Origin of the sequence: Haloarcula sp. R1-2, from assembly GCF_011627385.1 — an archaeon.
Classification (GTDB): Archaea; Halobacteriota; Halobacteria; order Halobacteriales; family Haloarculaceae; genus Haloarcula; species Haloarcula marismortui.
This window is the reverse complement of record NZ_JAANTG010000001.1, coordinates 751,117-770,781: the sequence shown is the minus strand read 5'-3', so window position 1 is coordinate 770,781 and position 19,665 is coordinate 751,117. Positions and strand designations below refer to the sequence as shown.

The following is a 19,665-nucleotide window of genomic DNA, read 5'->3' as shown; positions in this document are numbered from 1 at the left end:
TTTTGGCGGCAGTCGAAAAATCAGAAACGGTGCGGACCGCTCAGAACTTCTCCAGATACTCGTCGACGAACGCGCGCACGTCGGCCAGCGACGGCTGGTCCGCGGTCCGGACGAAGTAGCCGGCGACGGCGTTGCCGACGACGACGGCGGCCGCAGGCGAGAGGTCGGCGATGCGGGCCAGCCCCAGTCCGGCGTTGAAGTGGTCGCCGGAGCTGGTCGTCAGCTCCGGGTCCGAGACCGAAGGCACGGCCACGCTGTCGGTGCCCGCGGCGGTGACGACGACCGACTGCTCGACGCCGTGGCCGACGAACCAGGTCGGTTCCAGCGCCTCGAACACTGCCTCGGCGTCGTCGGCGAACGACCGCTCGGCGTCGCCGGCGTAGGCGTCCGCGAGGACACCCGTTTCGGCACGGTTCGACGTGACCACCACGTCGGTCACTTCGTCCAGCCGGCCGATGGCCTCCCGACCGGCGCGCAGCCGGTCGGCGTCGAGTTTTCGTACGTCACCGGGGTCGACCAGCACGGTCTTGGGCGGGTCGTCAATACCATCCCACAGGGTACGGAGGCCGTCGAAGACCGTCGGCAGGTCTGGCGTCTCTGACCAGTAGCCAGTTCCTAACAGGCTCGCGCCGTCGAGTTTCTCGGCCAATCGGTCGTGGCCGAAGGCCGCGTCGAGTTCGGCCCAGTCAAGCGACATCGTGTCGCCGATTTCCGTGAGCATGAGCTTCCCGTCGTCGAACTCGACAGCGTCGGTGACGCCGGGTTCACCCAGCGAATGGAGTTCGTACTCGCCGAACTCCGTCTCGAATGCGTCGTGGACCGGGTCGCCGTACATCCCGACCATCACGGGGTCGAACGACCAGCCGCCGAAGGCCCGCGCGAGGTGGCTGGTGTGGCCGCCGGTTCGGCTGCCCTGCTGGAGCCACTCGAAGGAGAGCGAACTGTCGGCGGCAACGGAGCGGTCGATACGGTCGCCGAAACTCTCCAGTGTAGCGAGGCGCTCGTGGCTCTCGGGGTCGATGCGGTCAGCGACGACCTCTCGGACGCGGTCGAGGTAGCCGTCGAAACCGAAGACGACCTGCCCGGTATCGATAGCGTCGGGGAGCGCGTCGCTGGTGGGCAACGCCTCATCCGCTGTGGCGACGGCTCGGCGCGTCTCCTCGTCCATGGCCTACAGGACGTCGTCGGCTGTCGCGTCCTCGAAGATGACGCCTTCGAGTTTGTCCAGAATGTCGTAGGGGTCGTCGCGCTGCCAGACGTTGCGGCCGACCGCGAGGCCGGCGACGCCGACGTCCATGCAGTCCTCGACGAGTTCGAGGAAGTCGCGGTCCGAGGTCTTCGACCCGCCGGAGAGCAGGACGCGGTTGTCTGCGGCCGAGCGGACGGCGTGGGCCATCGCTTCCTTGTCGCGCGGGTACTTGACCTTCGTGAAGTCAGCCCCGAGTTCGAGCCCGATTCGGGCCGCGTAGGCGATGGTCGAGGGGCTCCGGTGCTCCTTGATGGCCTGTCCGCGCGGGTACGACCACATCGCAATCGGCAGGTCGTGGTCGCGGGCGTTCTCCTGCACCGGGCGGAAGTCTTCGAACATATCGGTCTCGCGGTTGACACCCGGGTAGACGGTGTAGCCGATGGCGTCAGCACCGAGTTCGGCCGCGTAGTCGACCGACCAGTTCTGGGGCGAGTACGGGTCGCCCATCCAGAGGTCCGAACCGCCGTTGAGCTTCGCCAGCAGGTTCACGTCGTCCTCGTAGCTCGGGTAGTACGTTTCGGCGAGGCCCTTCCCGACAGCTAGCGCCGTCACGGCGTCGTGGGTCGCCATCTCGAACACCTCACGCGGGTCGAGGCGCTCCTCGACGCCGCTGAACTGCTTGGGACCGTGTTCCAGCCCGTGGTCGTGTGCTAACACCAGCGTCTTGTCGTTCCGTACGAGCGGTGAGTCACCCAGTGGTCGCATGTGTCATGTTTCTACCCAGAACGACCATTAACCGTTTTCGGTTCTGATTTGTTACTACTGTTCGCGTTTGTTTTTGAGCGAGGGCGGGAATTAAGTGTGTTCCAGTGAAAGGTTCGGTTATGCCATCCGTGGAACTGGACGCCGAAACAGTGGCGCGCCTTGACGACCTCCGTGTCGAGGACGAGTCGTACGACGAAATCGTGACGGAACTCATCAACATCTACGAGGCCGAGGAGCTAACACTGTTTCACAGCGGCGACTAACCCTGGGCCTGCTCACAGACGGACTTCCAGCGCCCGTTCGACTCCAGTTTCTCCTGCAGTTGCTCAGCGTACGCCTGTGCGAGCCGTGCCGCCTCTTCCTCCTGTTGTTTGTTCCCGCCACCGGACCCACCTAGTCCAAGCGCGTCCTTGACACCTGAGAGGAGACCGCCGCCTGAGCCTCCGGACTGGTCACCGCCGGGACCGCCCATCGGCCCTTGATTGGCGACCCGTTCCATCTCGGGCATGACGCTAGAGAGCTTCGACGTATCGGCGACGATTCGAGCGGCGTCTGGGTCACCCGGGTTCTCGATCTCGAACTCAACGGCAGTCATCACCAGCCCCCACTGCTGGCTTGAGAACGACGACGCTTTGACCTGTTCGTTGAACCGCTGGTCGACCGCCATCCGTTCGCCGGCGATGCGGTCGGTCCAGTTTGAATCGCTCATAAACTGGTGTTTGCGGGCCGGCGGTATGAGCGTTTCCCGCTCCGTGCGGTGTTCTACGGTAAAAAGTACCGTGTCCGGGCCGACTGTTACGGCGCTGACTGCCGCGACCGCTACGTATTATTGTCTCCAAAACGGTTCCAATATGTTAAGTTAGCTCATGATATACTTGTATCTCAATGACTACTGAGTTTGGGACAGGGCAGGCGACGGGGGACTCGGGAGATGCAGCAGCGATGGACGCCATACGGGAAGCTATGGCCGACATCTCGGCCAGCGAACCGGACTTCTGTCAGATTTTCTGCTCCCCGGCATATGATTACGATGCGGTACTGTGGGGTGCGCGAAGTGTTGTCGGTTCAGATACCGAAATCGTGGGCTGTTCGTCTTCCGGGGAGTTCACTGAAACCGGCTCGGGGAACGGAACTGTTACAGTCGGCGTCGTTTCGTCGGACTCGATGCGGTTCTTCTCCAGCATTTCGACTGAACTCAGTGCTGATCCCGAACGCTGTCTGTTCGAAGCCGTTCATGACCTCCCCGCGAGCGGCGACCCTGCTGTCGATGGGTATCCGCATCGGACGATCATCAACCTCCACGACGGCATGGCCGGAATCGGAAACAAGGTCACGCGACTCACCGAGCAGTACCTCGACGACGAGGAGACGCCGGTCGTCGGCGGGTCTGCGGGTGACGACCTCCAGTTACAGCAGACCCACGTCTTCCGGAACGACCGCGTCGAGACGGACGCCGTCGTCCTCACGCTCATCGCCGCAGAGGACGCGCTCCCGGTGACCGTCAATCACGGCCACGAACCGATCTCCGAGGCGATGACGGTAACCCGTGCAGAGGGAAGCACTGTGTACGAACTCGACGGCAGACCTGCCTTCGAAGCCTGGCGGGACGCGATTCGGGAGGACGCGATGGAGACATACGATATCGATGTCGACGAGCTGGAGGCGGGGTCGGAAGACCTTGTCATGTTGCTCGGTCGCTACGAGCTCGGTATCGAGTCGGAGCCAGAATCTGACGCGGACGGACTCGCTTCCCGAATCAAGACCTTCATCGAGAGTAAACTCATCTCGACGACGGGATACAACATCCGATGGCCGGGCCATACAACCGACACCGAGGGGCCGCTGGACTTCGCTGTCACTGTCTCCGAAGGAACGGAAGTGGTGGTGACACATAGCAATAAATCCGACCAGGTGTATGCGGTCCGGAACGCCGCCAACAACGCTGTCAATGAACTCCGCGGCGGAAGCGTCGCGGGTGGGTTCGTCTACGACTGTGCCTGCCGTGCGATGATTCTCGGCGAGGATTTCGATGACGCCGTCGACACGATTCACAGCGCTATCGACGCGCCCTTCGCCGGCTTCGAAACCTACGGTGAAGTCTGCTCGGCCGACGAGGATTACACTGGCTATCACAACACTTCCTCAGTCATCCTGCTGTTCCCGGAGTAACGACTACGGGACTGCGACCAGCGAAGAATAAACGCCACTCTTGTTCCTGTCCCTCAGACGCCGGACTCGATGGTGATTTCGGCGTGTAGCTCATCCTGCAGCGCCGAGTGGACGTGACAGATGTCCTCGGCGAGTTCCACGATATCCTGCTCTTCGTCGGCGAGTGACGCCTCGACCTCGACGTGGAAGTCAATGTATTCCAGGTCGTCGTCCTCATCGAGACCCGCAGCGACCTCGACATCGACGCTGCCGATGTCCTCGTGGCCGTACTTGTCGGCGGCGACGCGCAGTGCCGGGATATAACAGGAGGCGTAGTCGGCGGCCAGAATCTCGTTCGGCGACGGGCCGTTCTCGCTCAGCGCATCGACGATAAGTTCCCACTCGCCGTTGATAATACTCTCTACTGTGTATCCTTCCTCGCAGGTGCTCTCGACTTCGATATCTGCCATAGCAATCCTGTGGACACGGCCCTCCCCCTAAACGTTTCCTGCATGGCATTTCTGTGCGGGGCACTGCCGAAGGATAATACACTTCCAGCCCGTACAAAGAGGCAATGGAACACCTCGCACCGTCGAACGTGCCGGTGTACGCGACGCGGGAACACCAGCGCGAGATCTGGGAGCGCTGTCGGGACCGTGGACACCCGGTCCTCGCCGTCAGAGAGGCGACGCGGGGATTCATCGTCCGGTACGACCTCCAGCACCTGTCCTATGAGCTCTCTGACGCCACCGTTCAGGCGCTTCGGGACCGTGTGCGGTCCCGCCGACCGTACCCGACGACGACGGACCCGATCTCGGAGACGGAGGGCGTCGGCGGCGAGGCCGGCCCGGTGTCCGGCGAACTCCACGCGGGTACCGAACAGGCTGCCAGAGAATTAGCCTCGCACATCTCTGGGTTCGTGCTGGACCGGTCGAACTGGCGGTAGTGCCGAACCAACACGGCTGTGGCTTTTTTACACAGCCGTGCCTTGTTGCCCTATGGCAGTCGCCCGACACGAGACCGGTCCGTTTGCGACCGTGAGTGCCCTGGCCTCGCAGGTACATCCGGTGTTCATGTTGCCACCGCTCGCGACGTCGCTGTTCGGTGGGTTGCTCTCCGGTGGGTTCTGGCCACCGGTGGCTGTGCTCCATGCGGGCGCGATGTTCTTCGCCGTCTACACGGCCCACGTCAAGGACGGCTACGTCGATTTCCACGTCCGTGGCGAGGACGACGACCATCCCCTCACTGGTGCTGGCTGTCGCATGGCGCTGGTCGGTGCTGGTGTCGGCTTCGCGCTCTGTACGGCGGCCATCTGGCTGCTGGTCGGTCCCGGCGCGGCACTGCTGACGCTTCCGACCTGGATTATCGGCTACACCCACGCGCCGCAACTGGATATGAATCCCGTCGGCGCGACGATGGGCTATCCGGCGGGTATCGCGCTGGCGCTACTGGGCGGCTACTACGCGCAGGTGACGACGCTGACGCCGCGTGCCGTCGGTCTCGCGGCCGTGTTCCTCCTGTTGCTGACCGGCATCAAGATCATCGACGACGAGCAGGACTACGACTACGACCGGTCGATACAGAAACGGACCGTCGCTGTCGTACTGGGTCACCAACGCGCCCGACAACTCGCGCTCGGCCTGTTCGGAGTGGCCCTCCTTGGAATCGTGGGGCTGTCCGTGGCATTGCCCGGTATCCCGCCGAGTGCTGCGGCGGCCGCGCTCGTCTTCGGGGCGGTCGCGGCTATCGCTCAGCGAGGCGACCCCGAAACTGCGACGATGCTGCTGATTCGCGGGTCGTATCTCTTGTTGGCCGTCCTCGTGACCGCTGTCTGGTTCCGGCCGCTAGCGTGAGGACGTAGCTGTTCTGGCAGTCATGTGTTCGCTGGCTGTTCGAAACTGCTATCGCTCGAAACCGCCCTCGTCAGTCAGCCCGACACGTGTGTGAGGACGTGGGTCGCGGAGACGACCAGCGAAATCGTTACCATCGAGACAGCCATGACACCGGCGACGACCGGTGAGAGGTTCCCGGTGAGGCCACCGACTGCGAGCAGCACGGCGGCAATGATCGTACAGACCAGCAGGGCCAGATGGACGAATAGCCACGGACCGATACGTCGCAGTGAATCGAGCAGCGTCTCGACTCCCGACGGCTGTGTGGGCCGAACTCGCTTACCGGGCCGGTAGTACTCCGTGGCAGTCCCGTAGCCCGTGCTCCCGCCCCGAGTCTGGGTGGGCCGCTGTGTCGCTTTCGCCGCTGCCTCGCCCGTCGTCTCTGCATCGGCCCGCTGGTCGACGTACTGCTGTGCGATGTCACTGACACCGCCCGTGGCTGTGCCTCCGTCCGCGCCGCTGTCGACGTGCCTGTTGACGTATGCGTCGTGACCGAGTCGGTCGTATCGCGCTCGCTCGGCCTCATCAGTGAGCACGTTCTTCGCCTGCGTGAGTCGCTTGAACCGTTCTCCGGCGGCAGGGTCGTCACTCACGTCCGGGTGATGCGCTTTCGTCTGCTCCCGGTAGGCGCGGACTATCGTCTCTTCGGTGGCATCTGGGTCCACCCCCAGAATACCGTAGAACGTCGCTTCCATACACACCCCTGTGTATTTATCCAGTTGGACTAGGCGTATAATAAGGTATTCACTCCCTCACGCTACGATATCGCTCGTCTGTCGCCGAGTCGCCGGACTGAAACTGCGTGGCCACCACCGTCTCTGTATGGACGAAGACACCGAGGACTGGGAGACACAGTTGCAAGCCAACCGGGACGAGAAAGACCGCTTTTTTTCCGAACACCGCCAATCACCGATTCCGCCGGAGGAACGCGATGATTTCGACGGACTCAGCTACTTCGACCCGGACCCCGACTATCGGGTCGAAGCAACGGTTACCGTCCACGAGACACCAGAATCAGTCGATCTGGAGACGAGTGACGACCGAACAGTGCGCTATCTCCACGTCGCAACGCTCTCGTTCGACCTCGACGGCGAGTCCCGCGACCTCCATGCGTTCCGGCAGGCCGCCGACGAGTCACGGACGCTCTTTGTTCCGTTCCGGGACAAGACGACCGGGCAACAGAGCTACGACGGCGGCCGGTACATGGAACTGGAACCCGACCGCGACCTGAGTGACGGCGACGAGATTACGCTGGATTTCAATCTCGCGTACTCGCCGTTCTGTGCCTACAGCGACACCTTCTCCTGTCCGCTCCCGCCGGAGTCAAACTGGCTCGAAACTGCGGTGACGGCCGGGGAGCGGATAGACTGAGGCGTCTTTGCCGGCAGTCACGACACCAACACCAAACGAATTGTTTACACATCGCCACGACCAAGACAGTGTATGGCAACGGCGACCCGCGACCGTCCGATTCTGCAGGCCTTCCAGTACGGGTTTACGCTTTTCTCGGCGCTTTCGCTGGGTGTGATAGGACTCGGGTTCGGATCAGTCCTGCTCCTTACCATCGCTTTTTCCCTGTCACTCGGCGCAGGAGTCCAGATAACCGAAGTACAGACACTGGTTCTTGGGTTGATAACGGTCCAGGGAATCGGCTGCCCGGTCATCGCATACACGTACATCAAACTCAGGCCGGTGATCAGAGCGAAGCTCCGTGAGGTATTCTCGTATGCGCCAGACACCGGAGCATTCAGTATCGGCATTTCTGTGCCGAGCCTCCGTGAGGTCGGCATCGTCGTGCTGGGCTACGCCAGCGCAATGGGCGGGCTCGTAGTGGTGGCTGTCGTCATCACGGCGCTCGTCTCGATGTTCGGGATAGAACCGGCAACCAATCAGGCAGCGGAGACCGGGATGGAGAACCCCGATGTCCTCCTCCTGTTGATTCCCGCCTCCTTCCTCCTCATCGGCCCGGGCGAGGAACTGCTGTTCCGCGGCGTCGTTCAGGGCCGCATCCGGGACTACTTCGGCCCGATTTCGGGCGTCGCCATTGCAAGCGTCATCTTCGCTGGTATTCACTACCCTGCCCTTAGCGGCGGGTCGGTCACGGGGAAGCTAGTCGCGGTGAGTGCCCTCCTCATTCCGTCACTCATCCTCGGCACAACCTATGAGTACACGGACAACATCGTCGTCCCGTCACTCATCCACGGTGCATACAACGCCACGCTGTTTACTGGTCTGTATGTCACCGTGAAGTTCAGTGGTGAACTCTCGTCCGCCGCGAACGTCCTCAGTAGCAGCGGGTTCTGACCGACCCTGTCACAGCAGGGCCGTGCTGTCTGACGTTTGTAAATCATGTGGTTAGTTTCCTGACCTTTACACGCAAGGGAAGATGACATTCGTGTTCGACAAGTACTTCTTAAAGCCGGTTTTTGGGACTTTTATACTCTCTAAGACAGAATTAGCATTCTGTCTATCACCCGATTTTTACCCAGTGACAGGCGATACATTGATGATATTACTTTGAAATGACAACCCTCTTATTGCAGTTTTCGCACAATGTTTAAACAGATGGCTGGTTCAGTGCGTGTCTTACATGTCGATGACGAACCGGACTTTGCCGATCTAACTGCGGCATATCTCGAGCGGACCATGGATTCACTCACCGTCGACACCGCGATGCGGGCCGACGAGGTTATCGCGGACCGTCCGCAGGACACGTATGACTGTATTATCAGCGACTACGATATGCCTGGCATGAATGGGCTGGCGTTCCTCGAACGGATTCGCGAGGACGCACCGAAGCTTCCGTTCATTCTCTATACTGGGAAAGGCAGTGAAGAGATCGCAGCCGAAGCAATCTCCGCAGGTGTTACGGACTATATTCAGAAGGAACCGGGAACGTCTCAGTACACGGTGCTAGCAAACCGGGTCCAAAACGCCGTCGAAGCCCGCAGAGACGAACTGCAGGTCACGCGTGGGCACCGCGCAATGAACGCGGCTTGGGATGGCATCAGCACGCTGGACCACGAGGGCCGATTCACGTATCTGAACGACGCCTACGCGGCCACGTTCGGCTACGAGCGCGAGGAGCTTCTGGGCGACCACTGGCAGAAAATCCACTCGGCAGAGGGCCTCGAAACGGTCAATGGTGAAATCCTCCCGGCTGTCGACGAGACCGGGACGTGGACGGGTGAGACACTGCTCGAACGCGCCGACGGGACACAGTTCATCGGCGAACACACCGTCGCGAGCATCGAAGATGACGGTGCTGTCTGCGTGGTCCGTGACCGGACTGACCGCGAAGAACTTGACAAACAACTGCGACACGAGCGCGAACGGTTCCGGCTGCTCGTCGATGCGGTCGAGAATTACGCGATATTCCTGCTTGACCCCGACGGTCTCATCCAGTCGTGGAACGTGGGTGCAAAACAGCTCACCCAGTACGAGGAATCTGATATCCTCGGCGAGCATGTCTCGACGTTCCACACCGAGAAACAGGTAGCCGACGGCATCCCCGAGCAACTGCTGCAAGAAGCCGAGGAGTGCGGTAAGGCCATCGACCGCGGGCTCCGGGTTCGGAAGGACGGGAGCACGTTCTGGGCCGATGTGACCGTCACGGCGCTCCAAGAAAACGGCGACGCCCGCGGCTTTGCGAAAGTGATCAAGGACATCACGGGGCAGATCGAACGGGAGCGACAGCAGGCAATGGCCGAACGCTACCGGGAGAAACTCTACGAGATCACGAACGATTCGGATCGCCGGTTCGAACAGCGGTTAGTGGACGTGCTGGAACTCGGTGTCGAGTATCTTGATGTCGACCAGGCCCATCTCGTTGCAATCGACCCTGAGGCGGGAACGCATGAAATAATCGCCATTAGCGGCGACCCGTCTCTCACTACCCCGGCGATATCACGTCGCTTTCCGAGACCTACTGCCGACGAACCGTCGACTCCGACGGTCTGCTCTCTATCTACAGCGCCGAGCAGCAGGGTCTGGATGACGACCCCGCATACCAGCGGTACGGTATCGGCTGTTACCTCGGTGCGAAGATCGAAGTTGACGGTGAACTGTTCGGGACGGTCTGTTTCGTTGCTCGTGACCCCCGGTCGGGCCAGTTCAGACAGGACGAACAGGCCTTTGTCGAACTGCTCACCCGCTGGTTCAAATACGAACTGAGCCGACGCGATGGACAGATACAGTGGCCGTTAAAGATGTGAACATGTGAAACGTCTCCTTGTCGGGCGACGGCTCGCGCTGACGTACGGCCTGATTGATAGCGGGTAGGTCAGTCATCGACTGCAGCCTGTTCGGGCTGTCCGGTTTCGGATCCGGAGTCGTATTTCACCTCTATGTACAGCAATGCGACGATGGTGAGTGTTGCGAGAGTTTGCACGGCAACGGTCATCGGCGCCAGTGGAGCGAACATCGTCTAATCTACAAATATAATGTCAACCAAACAATATTTAAATGTTACTGCAAATACTTTTGTCGTACTGGGATCGACCGTGAGAAAATACGACGCAACCCTGAGTGAATCATTACCCCTCGAACGATAGTGGTCGCCTAACGATATTACTGAGGCTGTAAAAATGACAGACATGGGTCTACTCGATGGCCATAGTCCCGGGAGCACCGGCATCAATTATTCCTGAATATCCGACTAACAGGGTGCAACTACGGAAATACCTGCCTCAGTGACACACTAGAGCCAATGTGGACAGTGTCAGTACTATTTCAGACGTACCCACTAACACACTTGAAATGTACGCCCGGAACACTAACGTCCGGCATCATCCTCGGCGGTGTGCCACGTCAGCCGGCAAACCCTCGTGCCGGGCGGGTCGCCGGATACGGCGACCGATTGCGCGAGCGGCGTCAGCCGCGAGCGCGGGTGATTACGGCGTAATCACCGAACGCCCAGACGGTGCAACCGTCTGGCAGGTCGTTGAATAACGACCAGATGCGGTGTGAACCGCGGTCATGTCGCGTGCCCGGGTTCTCCGGGTCGTCATTGTCCCGGTGACGGGTCTCAGCCGGGGATTAAAGGCACGCAGCCGTAGTTAGCCGGTCGCACACCTAAGGGTGACGTTCAGACGGCGTAGTCGTCTTCGCGCAGCTGGACGTACTTGCCGTTGCGGGAGGAGAACTTCCCCCATTTGTAAGCCAGAACCATCTTGATGCCGTTGTAGCCGCCACGGAGCGCCGCATCGGCCTTGATTCCGCGGGCGTCCATCAGGTCGTTGGCGGTCCTAAAGGCTCGGTCCCAGTCGCCGGGCCGCCAGTCTCGAACCATGTCCGCGAAGGTGACGTTCCGGAGGATTTCGTCGCCGATGGCGTCGTGCCAGGCGTCGTTGTACCGTTCGAGGCGATCGTTCGCGGCGAGGCGGCCGGCGATTTTTCCGGTGCGAACGGCGACGTGGTCACCGCCCTCGTGGAACGCCGAGGTGGTCCCCATTGCCCCACCGGCCACAGCGATGCCAGCACCCACCGGGGATTCTATCGGCCGGGTCGAGGAGATGGGGTACGTTTCGGTCCCCTTCGATTTCCCGCGCTCTTCGACGAGCGGGAAGTCGTCGAGGTCGTACGCCTGAAACTCCCGTTCGAGCAGTCGCTCGATGTACTGCCGGCCCTGCGGGATGCTGTCGTCGCTCGCGTTGAGGAGGTCCCACTCGGCGCTGTCGTAGGCGTCAATATCCAGCCCGATGGGCATCGTCAGACCGATGCGGGCGACGGAATTGTCGTTCGGGAAAATCCACGGGTACGCCGTGTGACCGGGCATAATGCCCCACCAGAACTCGATGAACTCCGGTGTGAACAGCTCCTCTGGCATCCGGCGGTGCTCTTGATAGGCGATGTGGTTGACCTTGTTCGACGGCATGATATCGGCCATCGTCTGTCCGGCCGGGAGGAACTGGTCGAGCGTGCCGCCGGTAATAGTCCGCTGTGGGCCGTCGGCGAGAATCACGTACTCGGCGGCGATGTCTTCGCCGTTGGCCAGCCGGACGGTGTGTCGCGGCGAATTCCGGAGGTCTGTCTCGACGCTGGTGACGCTGACGCCGACGCGGTAGTCTGCGCCCGCGTCCGTCGCCCGCTCACGAAGCCAGTCGTCGAACCGCGCTCGATGGAAGGTGATGCCGAAGCCGTCAGCGCTGGAACTGATACCGGTCTCGGTAAGCGTCATCTCCGTCGAGGGGCCGTAGAACTTCGCCCCGTCGAGTTCGCTCAACACCACGTCTTCGGGGAACTCCGACCGCGGGATATCCATGATGTCGAACCAGTAATCGAGCAACCCGGCGGCGTCCGTCGAGTCCGGCCCCGTCCCCTCGCGGTCGGCTCTGGGGACCCCCTTTTCGAGGAGGACGGCGTCGGCCCCGTGGTTGGCTGCAGCCTCGGCCGCCGACGACCCGGCCGGACCACCACCCACAATGGCGACGTCTACGTGTTCCATACCCGCTACGGTGTCCCGCGCCCGCTAAAACCTATTGTCTTGCATCGAAACTGGGGTCTGACGCGCTCACCTGACTGAACTGGAACGCACTGTGCCCTACGACTCGGACACTGCGTCGGCGAGTGATACGTCGTGTTGTTCCAGCCGTTCGACGGCCCGCCGGTACGCGTCGCTCTCTGCGAGCGCTGTGGCCCGTACAGCGTCGGCAACTGTTGCCCGCCGGTCGGCAAGTCCCAGAAGTTCCCGGCGTTGTGCCTCGTATTCACATCGGGTCCGGACCGTCGAAAGTACTGACAACAGAGTGTCCCGGTCAGCGGGCTTTCTGAGATACGAGTCGACTGGAATATCCAGAATATCCACGTCCGGCTTGACGCTACTTATCATCACGACAGCGGGGGTAACTGACCGCTGCCGGAGCCTTTCGGCGACCGTTTCGCCGCTCAGTTCCGGCATCTGCCGGTCCAGCAGTACTGCATCAACTGAGTCGTCGACGCACTGCAACCCCGTACGACCGTCACCAGCCTCTATAAATTCGTATTCCTCCGGAAGCCAGAGCTTGTAGAGCTGTCTATAGTCTTCGTCGTCATCGATCACCGCAACGCTCGTCGATTTCCCCATTCCTTGAACGCTGTACGCTGGCCATCCTACAAATATGCTAAGATATCGGCGTACTATTACTACAAATTTTACTAATTCAGGCTGGTATTTCTACCGTTCTCTAACTATAGCAATAGCAACACTATCTCTGGCGGACTATCAACAGACTGCCGGCACCGTTTTGAGGCCCCCGCGTGGAGCAGACGGTATGGCTCTGCACGCCACAGGAGAGGTTCAATGGCCGACATCGTCGTGACGCGCTACGGCGTTCACGGAATGCCGGTCGACCAGTACGTGACAGCGCTCCGGGAACGACTGCCGGAGTGGGATGTCGCCGTCGCAGAGACGCCCGAAGCCGAGCGGGACTTGATTGCGGATGCGACAGTTCTGACCGGCAACGATGTCTCGCCGGAACTGGTCGATACTGCCGACTCGCTGAAGCTGTTTGCAGGGACATACGCTGGATACGACCACCTCCCACTCTCGGACCTGGCGGACCGCGACATCGCGCTCACGACGGCCTCCGGCGTCCACGGGCCGAACGTCGCCGAGAACGTCGTCGGCTCGTGGCTCGCCTTCGCTAGGGGCTTTTTCACTGCCCGTCGCCACCAGCGCGACCACGTCTGGCAGTCGTTTCACACCGACGACTTCGCCGGTAGCCGCGTCTGCATCGTCGGGCTGGGAGAAATCGGCGAGGCCATCGTCGACCGCGTGCAGGGGTTCGGCGTGGAGACCGTCGGTGTCCGCTACTCGCCGGAGAAAGGTGGCCCGACCGACGAGGTGTACGGCTTCGACGAGATCCACGAAGCGGTCACCGACACGGAGTACGTTGGGCTCGCCTGCCCGCTCACCGACGCGACGCGCCACCTTATTGACGCGGCGGTGTTCCGGACGATGCATCCTGACGCCGTGCTCACCAACGTGGCCCGCGGCCCAGTTGTCGATACCGACGCGCTGGTCAGTGCGCTTCAGCGCAACCACATCGGCGGCGCGGCACTGGACGTGACCGACCCCGAACCGCTGCCCAGCGGCCATCCGCTGTGGGACTTCGAGAACGTCCTCATCACGCCACATAACGCCGGCCACACGCCGAGCTACTACGAGCGGCTGGCCGATATCGTCGCCGAGAACGTCCAGAAGGCCGAGCGAACCGGCGAGTGGGACGGGCTCAGGAACCAGATCGAACTGTAGTCACTGCCGGCTGGCGAGATAGCCAGCGCGGGCTTCGTACACCAGATACGAGACGACGGTCACACCGAACACGCCGCCGAGTAGGTGCGCGACTGTAACGCTCCCGAGGCTAGTGCTCCCGACGGTACCCTGCAGCAGTTCGACTACGGCCACTACCGCCGCGAGCCCAATGTACCGCCAGCGGGCCGCGACCGGAAGCGTCTCGCTATCACCTGCCAGCGCGAGATACAGGTGTGTGCCAGCCAGAACGGCGAAGTACGTAGCTGCGACGAGCACGACCGAGGCAACAGGGCCGAGCGGAACCGCCCGGAACAGGAGCGCCCAGGAGACAATGACCACGCTCACCAGTCCAATCTGAAGCTTCGTATCGCGGGAGACCATGTGTACGCAGTCGATACTGATCGTGAAAAGTGTCTACCTGGCGACCGGATCTCGGTCAGTTCCGAAAAACCGCACTCGGCGAGGCCGACCGTTACAGATAGCCGCGCTTGTTGAGCAGTTCGCCGTTCAGCACGCTCGCGCCCGCGGCACCGCGCATCGTGTTGTGTGCGAGGCAGTTGAACTGGACGCCGTCGGTCGTCTCGCGGAACCCGCCGACTGCGACGCCCATGCCGTCCTCGACGTTGCGGTCAAGGCGTGGCTGTGGGCGGTCGGGTTCCTCGAACACCGTGATGAGTTTCTCCGGCGAAGACGGCAGGTCGATGCCGGTCACGGACTCCATCGCGGCCTCGGCGTCGGCCGCAGAGATGTCCTCAGCCGTGTCGGCCCAGACGTTCTCGAGGTGGCCGTCGAGCGTCGGGATGCGGTTACAGGAGGCGGCCACGTCCATCTCGTTGAGCTGGACTTCTGCGCCGTCGAACGAGCCGAGCAGTTTGCGCGATTCGCTCTCCATCTTCTGCTCTTCGCCGCCGATGTGTGGGATGGCGTTATCGATGATTTCCATCGACGTAACGCCGGAGTAGCCCGCGCCGGAGACGGCCTGCAGGGTCGAGACACGCACGTCGGTCAGGTCGAACTCGCGGTCGAGGGCGGCCAGCGGCGGGACCATCGTGATCGTCGAGCAGTTCGGGTTCTTCAGGAGCGCGCCGTCCCAGCCGCGCTCGTCGCGCTGGACCTCAAGGAGGTCGACATGGTCGGCGTTGACTTCGGGGATGATGAGGGGCACGTCCTCGTCCATCCGGGCGTTCGAGGAGTTTGACGAGACTGTGTAGCCGGCTTCACAGAACTCCGGTTCGACTTCCGCGCCGACGCTCGACGGGAGCGAGGAGAAGATGAGACCGACGTCGTCGGGCACCGAATCCGGGTCGGTGGCGCGGACTTCTAACCCAGCCACGTCCTCGGGAATCGGGGAGTTGACGCGCCACTTGGCGGCGTCCTTGTATGTCTCGCCAACGCTCGCGTCGCTGGCGGTCAGTGCTGCGATTTCGAACTCGGGGTGGGGGTCAAGCAGCTGGATAAGTCGCTGCCCGACTGCGCCAGTCGCACCGAGCACACCTACGCGTACAGTCATCGCTTGACACACGGCTACGGGTGGTCAAAACAGTTTGGATACGAAGCCATACCGCCGCCCTCGTCGGGTTACTCGTTTTCAGTGTCTTCGAACACCCATTCGATGACGCGGGCCTCGACGAGGTCCCGCTCCTCGACGTAGGGGTCGTCGCGATTCGCCAGCGCCTCCTCGGCCTCGGCGCGCATCTCCGCCTCGATTTCCGTGTGGTCCGGCTCGTCCCGAATGTCGTTCAGCAGCGCCTCGAAGTCCTCCCGGAGGTCGAAGGAGGCGCGGGCGGCGTTACACCGGGACAGCGGGCTCATTCCGGTCTCTAACACGAGGTCCCGCACCGTCTCCCAGTCGGAGCCACAGAAATAGATGGACACCTCGCCGACGATGTCCTGCCAGGCGATGGGGTCGGCGTGCTTGAGCAACGGGACCGCCCGCGGCGGCAGGTCCAGACGGGTCTTCGTGTCGGGATTCCCGCACAGACAGCAGGCTTTCTCCGTTTTCCCCGTGTACATGTGCGACAGTTGGGTCGGAGATATTTGGACCCATCGCAGTCGGACGGTGGCTCTCTACACCGGAATGAACTCGGGGTCCACGTCATTCAGGCGGTCGGTGTTCGAGACGAACTGATAAAAGTCGCTGTAGAGGTCCGTACACTTCCCGTCCACGTCGTAGCGGAGCGTGTGCCAGTCGGCGACAACGGCGCAGTACTGCTTCGCTCGGGTGAGCGCGACGTTCAATCGACGGGGGCCGTCGACCGGCCGCCCGAGGAACCCGACGGTCCCCTCGGCGTTGCTTCGGACGAGCGAGAGGACGATGGCCGTCCGTTCACCGCCCTGAAACGAGTCGATGGTGTCGACAGTCACCCTGTCTCCAGCGTCGGTCCGCTCTGTGAGCGTCTCGCGGATACGTGACACCTGCGCGCTGTACGGTGTGATGACGCCGATTTCGTTGGCCGGCACGTCCGACAGCAGGTCCTCAACGAGATGCGCGACAAGGCGGGCTTCGGTGGGATTGGACTTGGAGTGCCCGACGGTCTCGACCCGCCCGCCGACGTTGTACCCCTCTATCGCTGGCCGGTCGGGAAGCGGGTCGATGGCCCGGCCGTTCCGCAGCGTGCGGTCGTAGAACCGCCGGTTCGGGAAGTACGCGATGTCTCGGTGCATTCGATACTGGGTCTGTAGCTGAAGGCCAACACCGTCGTAGACGCCGCCGTCGGCGTAGAGATGCTCGAACAGCGAGTGGCCGTAGCTCGATTCTGGCGGTTCATCGCTGGCGCTGTAGGGCGGGAGCTGTCGATGGTCGCCGGCCAGCACGGCGCGGTCGGCCCGGACCAGCGGGATACACGACGCCGCGCAGGTGGACTGTGTCGCTTCGTCGAGCACGACCAGGTCAAACTCACGGGCGAGCGTGGCGGCGCTGTTGTTTGTCACAGCCACTACGTCGGCCCGCCCGGGCACGTCGCTGTAGGCGCGCCGGACAACGTCGTTTGCCGACTGGCTCGCGTTCACGCGGTCGAGCGTGTAGTCGCCGTCGCCGTGCTGGCCGTAGGCGTGCAGCGACTGCGGGTCGGCCTCGTCGCTCCTCGACGACCCCGCCACGAGGTTGTCGACGGCCTGATTCGAGTCCGCACACACCAGCACGTCCTCACCGGCCTGTGCAGCACGCCGGACGATTTCGACCAGCGTCCGCGTCTTCCCGGTCCCCGGCGGGCCGTGAATACAGAACAGGTCGTCGGCCAGCAGCGCGTGCTCGACGGCCAGTTGCTGCTCCTGATTCAGTTCCGCGTCGAACTGGTTGCTCCGGGCGGCTGCTCCGTTTGAGAATGTTATCGGCCGGTCGCCGGCGAGCACGTCCCGGAAGCGGTGGTCGGCCAGCGAGTCAATCGCCTCCCGTTCGCGGTCAAACGGAACGGGATTGAGCACTGCTGTGAGCCCGTAGGTGGTGTCACCGTCGGTGAGTGCGCTTTCGAGCGTCGTCGCACCGTCGACCTCGGCCCAGTCCACCGCGACCCAGACCGACCGGCCGCGGATACGCTCGACTGTCGCTGGCACCGGGAACGGGCCGTTCTCTCGGGTCCCGTCCACGTCGTGAACCAGCACCTCGTTTCCCTCGTGGATGCCAAACACCGACTCTACGACAAACGCCCAGTCGCCGTCCTGCCTGGCGGCGACATCCGCGGGCGGGTCGACGTGGAACCGGTATGTGCTGTCGTCTCGGCCCCGCGCATGGAGTTCGGGGACTGCGTCGCCACCGGCCTCGTACACCCCGTCAGGTGAGCGCCGCTCGGCGCGCTCTCGGTTTTGCCGGCGAGTCGCCTCGCGTTCGCGCTCAACGTGGGAACGCAAGCCGTCGAGCAACTCTGCAGACGGGATCGGATTTCGGGCCGGTTCGCTGTCGTCTACTGGCGAGTCGTAGGAGGGTGGGTACGTCTCCGGGACGTAGTCGGAGTGCCAGAAGCGGATCCGGTCGGCCAGCCCCGTGGCTCCGAAGGCATCCGCGTCGACGAAGTCCCGTTTGCCGTCGCGCTCGAAGACGAATATCCCGCCGTGGAGGGAGTGGTCGGTGAAGGCGACGAACTCGTCGGTGACCTGCGCCGAGTTCGGTTCGTGCAGCGGGATACAGACCCAGTCCTCCTCGGGGTGGGCAAGTTCGTCGTGATGGCCCGCAAACTCGGCGACCGGCCGCACAGGGACGACATCGCCGTGGTCGTCGAGGGCGTCGTTGTCGGGGACACACAGCGATGCGCCGTCGAGGTCGAAGGACCCGATGACGTGGTCGAACAGGAGCGACATCTACCCCCGAATGTGCCCTGCTGTCATAAAACAGTACGGCCCACCTCGACAGCCCGTCACACCGGACAGGAACGTTTTAATCGCCGGACCGGTCACACATCCGTATGGATACCGCCGAGCGACTCGATCTGGTGACGCGACACACCACAGAGGTCGTCACCGAGGACGAACTGCGGACGCTGTTCGAGGAGAGCGACCCGTCGGCGTACATCGGCTACGCGCCGACCGGCGAGATGCACATCGGCCACTTCACGACGATGCGAAAGCTCGCTGACTTCCTGCGGGCCGGCGTCGACGTGACGGTTCTCATCGCGGACCTGCATGCTCACCTCGACGACAACAAATCGCCTTTCGATCTGCTGGATGCCCGTTCGGCCTACTACGAGACGGCCATCGAGGGCATGATTGAAGCGGCCGGCGCGGACCCCGAGGACGTGACCTTCGTCCGCGGGACCGACTTCCAGCTCGACGAAGAGTACACGCTGGAGATGTACCGGATGGCCGCCGAGACGACCATCTCTCGTACGCAGCGCGCGGCCAGCGAGGTCGTCCGCGAATCTGAGAGCCCGAACCTCGGCGGACTCATCTACCCGCTGATGCAGACGCTTGACGTGAAGGCGCTGGACGCCGACATCGCCTACGGCGGCGTCGACCAGCGCGGCATCTACATGCTCTCGCGCGAAATCCTCCCGGACCACGGCGGCGAGTCGCCGATCTGTCTGTTCGCGCCGCTGCTGTCGGGCCTGTCCGGCGGCAAGATGAGCGCCTCGGACGAAGCGTCGAAGGTCAACCTCACAGACAGCCCCGATGAGGTCGACGAGAAAATCAATCAGGCGTACTGCCCGGCCGGCGAGGTCGAGGAGAACGGCGTGCTGGAGTACCTCCAGCACCTCGTCTTTCCGGTGCTGGACGTTCGCGGCGATTCGTTCGTCGTCGAGCGCCCGGAGGAGTACGGCGGCGACCTGACCTACGAGAGCTACGACGAGGTCGAATCGGACTTCGTCAGCGGCGAACTCCACCCCGCCGACCTGAAGCCGTCGGCCGCCAGCGCGATCTCGGACGTTATCGACCCGGTTCGGGAGCGACTGGCCGACGAAGACGAGCTACTCGCCGAGGCCTACCCCGAAAAGTACGGCGCGGAGTGA

21 protein-coding genes and 1 pseudogene are annotated in these 19,665 nt (G+C 62.5%); 10 read left to right on the top strand and 12 right to left on the bottom strand.

Going from position 1 to position 19,665, the window contains the following annotated elements; genetic code table 11:
- Positions 1–40: 40 nt before the first annotated feature.
- Positions 41–1,168 (bottom strand): hypothetical protein, encoded by a 1,128-nt coding sequence (locus tag G9C82_RS03805; RefSeq protein WP_127013410.1) that lies wholly within the window; start codon positions 1,166–1,168, stop codon positions 41–43.
- A 3-nt stretch (positions 1,169–1,171) separates the two neighbouring features.
- Positions 1,172–1,954 (bottom strand): class I fructose-bisphosphate aldolase, encoded by a 783-nt coding sequence (locus G9C82_RS03800; protein WP_004962592.1) that lies wholly within the window; start codon positions 1,952–1,954, stop codon positions 1,172–1,174.
- Positions 1,955–2,073: 119 nt separating this feature from the next.
- Here G9C82_RS03800 and G9C82_RS03795 point away from each other — a divergent pair, with 119 nt between their 5' ends.
- Positions 2,074–2,217 (top strand): hypothetical protein, encoded by a 144-nt coding sequence (locus tag G9C82_RS03795; protein ID WP_004962590.1) that lies wholly within the window; start codon positions 2,074–2,076, stop codon positions 2,215–2,217.
- Here G9C82_RS03795 and G9C82_RS03790 read toward each other — a convergent pair.
- Positions 2,214–2,663, bottom strand: a complete 450-nt coding sequence (locus G9C82_RS03790) for a DUF5799 family protein (RefSeq protein ID WP_049944583.1) — start codon at positions 2,661–2,663, stop codon at positions 2,214–2,216. The two genes, G9C82_RS03795 and G9C82_RS03790, sit on opposite strands and share 4 nt — an antisense overlap.
- A gap of 176 nt (positions 2,664–2,839) precedes the next feature.
- On the opposite strand from G9C82_RS03790, the gene G9C82_RS03785 reads away from it, so the two are divergent.
- The gene (locus G9C82_RS03785; protein ID WP_011222973.1) at positions 2,840–4,123 is read left to right on the top strand and encodes an FIST signal transduction protein; all 1,284 of its coding nucleotides are present in this window, start codon (positions 2,840–2,842) and stop codon (positions 4,121–4,123) included.
- Positions 4,124–4,176: 53 nt separating this feature from the next.
- Here G9C82_RS03785 and G9C82_RS03780 read toward each other — a convergent pair whose 3' ends face one another.
- Complete coding sequence (locus G9C82_RS03780; protein ID WP_004962584.1) at positions 4,177–4,572, bottom strand: OsmC family protein; 396 nt, start codon at positions 4,570–4,572, stop codon at positions 4,177–4,179.
- Positions 4,573–4,676: 104 nt separating this feature from the next.
- Between G9C82_RS03780 and G9C82_RS03775 the strand changes: the two genes are divergently transcribed.
- Positions 4,677–5,048 (top strand): hypothetical protein, encoded by a 372-nt coding sequence (locus G9C82_RS03775; RefSeq protein WP_004962582.1) that lies wholly within the window; start codon positions 4,677–4,679, stop codon positions 5,046–5,048.
- Between the two features lie 52 nt (positions 5,049–5,100).
- Positions 5,101–5,955: a UbiA family prenyltransferase gene (locus G9C82_RS03770; RefSeq protein ID WP_007188422.1), complete on the top strand. Its 855-nt coding sequence runs from the start codon at positions 5,101–5,103 to the stop codon at positions 5,953–5,955.
- A gap of 74 nt (positions 5,956–6,029) precedes the next feature.
- On the opposite strand, the gene G9C82_RS03765 is transcribed toward G9C82_RS03770, so the two are convergent.
- Positions 6,030–6,689, bottom strand: a complete 660-nt coding sequence (locus tag G9C82_RS03765) for a DnaJ domain-containing protein (protein WP_127013409.1) — start codon at positions 6,687–6,689, stop codon at positions 6,030–6,032.
- Between the two features lie 127 nt (positions 6,690–6,816).
- Here G9C82_RS03765 and G9C82_RS03760 point away from each other — a divergent pair, with 127 nt between their 5' ends.
- The 4 genes and pseudogenes from G9C82_RS03760 (at position 6,817) to G9C82_RS21015 (ending at position 10,208) form a co-directional block, all read left to right on the top strand.
- Positions 6,817–7,365, top strand: coding sequence for a DUF1684 domain-containing protein (locus G9C82_RS03760; protein WP_004962568.1), 549 nt, complete (start codon positions 6,817–6,819; stop codon positions 7,363–7,365).
- A gap of 72 nt (positions 7,366–7,437) precedes the next feature.
- Positions 7,438–8,298, top strand: a complete 861-nt coding sequence (locus G9C82_RS03755; RefSeq protein WP_004962566.1) for a CPBP family intramembrane glutamic endopeptidase — start codon at positions 7,438–7,440, stop codon at positions 8,296–8,298.
- A gap of 249 nt (positions 8,299–8,547) precedes the next feature.
- A pseudogene (locus G9C82_RS03750) lies at positions 8,548–9,627 on the top strand (PAS domain S-box protein); the annotation flags it as partial.
- Positions 9,628–9,899: 272 nt separating this feature from the next.
- The gene (locus G9C82_RS21015) at positions 9,900–10,208 is read left to right on the top strand and encodes a GAF domain-containing protein (protein WP_319946524.1); all 309 of its coding nucleotides are present in this window, start codon (positions 9,900–9,902) and stop codon (positions 10,206–10,208) included.
- A gap of 68 nt (positions 10,209–10,276) precedes the next feature.
- Here G9C82_RS21015 and G9C82_RS03745 read toward each other — a convergent pair whose 3' ends face one another.
- The 3 genes from G9C82_RS03745 to G9C82_RS03735 all read right to left on the bottom strand — a co-directional run bounded on the left by G9C82_RS03745 (position 10,277) and on the right by G9C82_RS03735 (position 13,057).
- A complete protein-coding gene (locus G9C82_RS03745) occupies positions 10,277–10,417 on the bottom strand; it encodes a hypothetical protein (protein ID WP_007188426.1) in 141 nt (46 codons plus the stop codon).
- 663 nt (positions 10,418–11,080) lie between these two features.
- Positions 11,081–12,439: an NAD(P)/FAD-dependent oxidoreductase gene (locus G9C82_RS03740; RefSeq protein WP_011222979.1), complete on the bottom strand. Its 1,359-nt coding sequence runs from the start codon at positions 12,437–12,439 to the stop codon at positions 11,081–11,083.
- 96 nt (positions 12,440–12,535) lie between these two features.
- On the bottom strand, positions 12,536–13,057 hold the full coding sequence (locus tag G9C82_RS03735; RefSeq protein WP_127013408.1) for a response regulator: 522 nt from the start codon (positions 13,055–13,057) through the stop codon (positions 12,536–12,538).
- Between the two features lie 216 nt (positions 13,058–13,273).
- Between G9C82_RS03735 and G9C82_RS03730 the strand changes: the two genes are divergently transcribed.
- Complete coding sequence (locus tag G9C82_RS03730; protein WP_127013407.1) at positions 13,274–14,227, top strand: D-2-hydroxyacid dehydrogenase; 954 nt, start codon at positions 13,274–13,276, stop codon at positions 14,225–14,227.
- Here the strand turns inward: G9C82_RS03730 and G9C82_RS03725 are convergent, their stop codons facing one another.
- The 4 genes from G9C82_RS03725 to G9C82_RS03710 form a co-directional block, all read right to left on the bottom strand.
- Complete coding sequence (locus tag G9C82_RS03725; protein WP_127013406.1) at positions 14,228–14,608, bottom strand: hypothetical protein; 381 nt, start codon at positions 14,606–14,608, stop codon at positions 14,228–14,230. It abuts the gene before it with no gap.
- A 91-nt stretch (positions 14,609–14,699) separates the two neighbouring features.
- On the bottom strand, positions 14,700–15,737 hold the full coding sequence (gene asd, locus G9C82_RS03720; RefSeq protein WP_011222982.1) for an aspartate-semialdehyde dehydrogenase: 1,038 nt from the start codon (positions 15,735–15,737) through the stop codon (positions 14,700–14,702).
- 68 nt (positions 15,738–15,805) lie between these two features.
- Positions 15,806–16,240, bottom strand: a complete 435-nt coding sequence (locus tag G9C82_RS03715; RefSeq protein WP_004962543.1) for a hypothetical protein — start codon at positions 16,238–16,240, stop codon at positions 15,806–15,808.
- Between the two features lie 54 nt (positions 16,241–16,294).
- Positions 16,295–18,520: an AAA domain-containing protein gene (locus G9C82_RS03710; protein WP_127013405.1), complete on the bottom strand. Its 2,226-nt coding sequence runs from the start codon at positions 18,518–18,520 to the stop codon at positions 16,295–16,297.
- 104 nt (positions 18,521–18,624) lie between these two features.
- Here G9C82_RS03710 and G9C82_RS03705 point away from each other — a divergent pair, with 104 nt between their 5' ends.
- The gene (locus G9C82_RS03705) at positions 18,625–19,665 is read left to right on the top strand and encodes a tyrosine--tRNA ligase (RefSeq protein WP_004962537.1); all 1,041 of its coding nucleotides are present in this window, start codon (positions 18,625–18,627) and stop codon (positions 19,663–19,665) included.

Bases quoted from the DNA above. Each gene is read 5' to 3' on its own strand.
- G9C82_RS03805 (WP_127013410.1), bottom strand. From the start codon at position 1,168: ATGGACGAGGAGACGCGCCGAGCCGTCGCCACAGCGGATGAGGCGTTG.
- G9C82_RS03800 (WP_004962592.1), bottom strand. From the start codon at position 1,954: ATGCGACCACTGGGTGACTCACCGCTCGTACGGAACGACAAGACGCTG.
- G9C82_RS03795 (WP_004962590.1), top strand. From the start codon at position 2,074: ATGCCATCCGTGGAACTGGACGCCGAAACAGTGGCGCGCCTTGACGAC.
- G9C82_RS03790 (WP_049944583.1), bottom strand. From the start codon at position 2,663: ATGAGCGATTCAAACTGGACCGACCGCATCGCCGGCGAACGGATGGCG.
- G9C82_RS03785 (WP_011222973.1), top strand. From the start codon at position 2,840: ATGACTACTGAGTTTGGGACAGGGCAGGCGACGGGGGACTCGGGAGAT.
- G9C82_RS03780 (WP_004962584.1), bottom strand. From the start codon at position 4,572: ATGGCAGATATCGAAGTCGAGAGCACCTGCGAGGAAGGATACACAGTA.
- G9C82_RS03775 (WP_004962582.1), top strand. From the start codon at position 4,677: ATGGAACACCTCGCACCGTCGAACGTGCCGGTGTACGCGACGCGGGAA.
- G9C82_RS03770 (WP_007188422.1), top strand. From the start codon at position 5,101: ATGGCAGTCGCCCGACACGAGACCGGTCCGTTTGCGACCGTGAGTGCC.
- G9C82_RS03765 (WP_127013409.1), bottom strand. From the start codon at position 6,689: ATGGAAGCGACGTTCTACGGTATTCTGGGGGTGGACCCAGATGCCACC.
- G9C82_RS03760 (WP_004962568.1), top strand. From the start codon at position 6,817: ATGGACGAAGACACCGAGGACTGGGAGACACAGTTGCAAGCCAACCGG.
- G9C82_RS03755 (WP_004962566.1), top strand. From the start codon at position 7,438: ATGGCAACGGCGACCCGCGACCGTCCGATTCTGCAGGCCTTCCAGTAC.
- G9C82_RS03745 (WP_007188426.1), bottom strand. From the start codon at position 10,417: ATGTTCGCTCCACTGGCGCCGATGACCGTTGCCGTGCAAACTCTCGCA.
- G9C82_RS03740 (WP_011222979.1), bottom strand. From the start codon at position 12,439: ATGGAACACGTAGACGTCGCCATTGTGGGTGGTGGTCCGGCCGGGTCG.
- G9C82_RS03735 (WP_127013408.1), bottom strand. From the start codon at position 13,057: ATGGGGAAATCGACGAGCGTTGCGGTGATCGATGACGACGAAGACTAT.
- G9C82_RS03730 (WP_127013407.1), top strand. From the start codon at position 13,274: ATGGCCGACATCGTCGTGACGCGCTACGGCGTTCACGGAATGCCGGTC.
- G9C82_RS03725 (WP_127013406.1), bottom strand. From the start codon at position 14,608: ATGGTCTCCCGCGATACGAAGCTTCAGATTGGACTGGTGAGCGTGGTC.
- asd (WP_011222982.1), bottom strand. From the start codon at position 15,737: ATGACTGTACGCGTAGGTGTGCTCGGTGCGACTGGCGCAGTCGGGCAG.
- G9C82_RS03715 (WP_004962543.1), bottom strand. From the start codon at position 16,240: ATGTACACGGGGAAAACGGAGAAAGCCTGCTGTCTGTGCGGGAATCCC.
- G9C82_RS03710 (WP_127013405.1), bottom strand. From the start codon at position 18,520: ATGTCGCTCCTGTTCGACCACGTCATCGGGTCCTTCGACCTCGACGGC.
- G9C82_RS03705 (WP_004962537.1), top strand. From the start codon at position 18,625: ATGGATACCGCCGAGCGACTCGATCTGGTGACGCGACACACCACAGAG.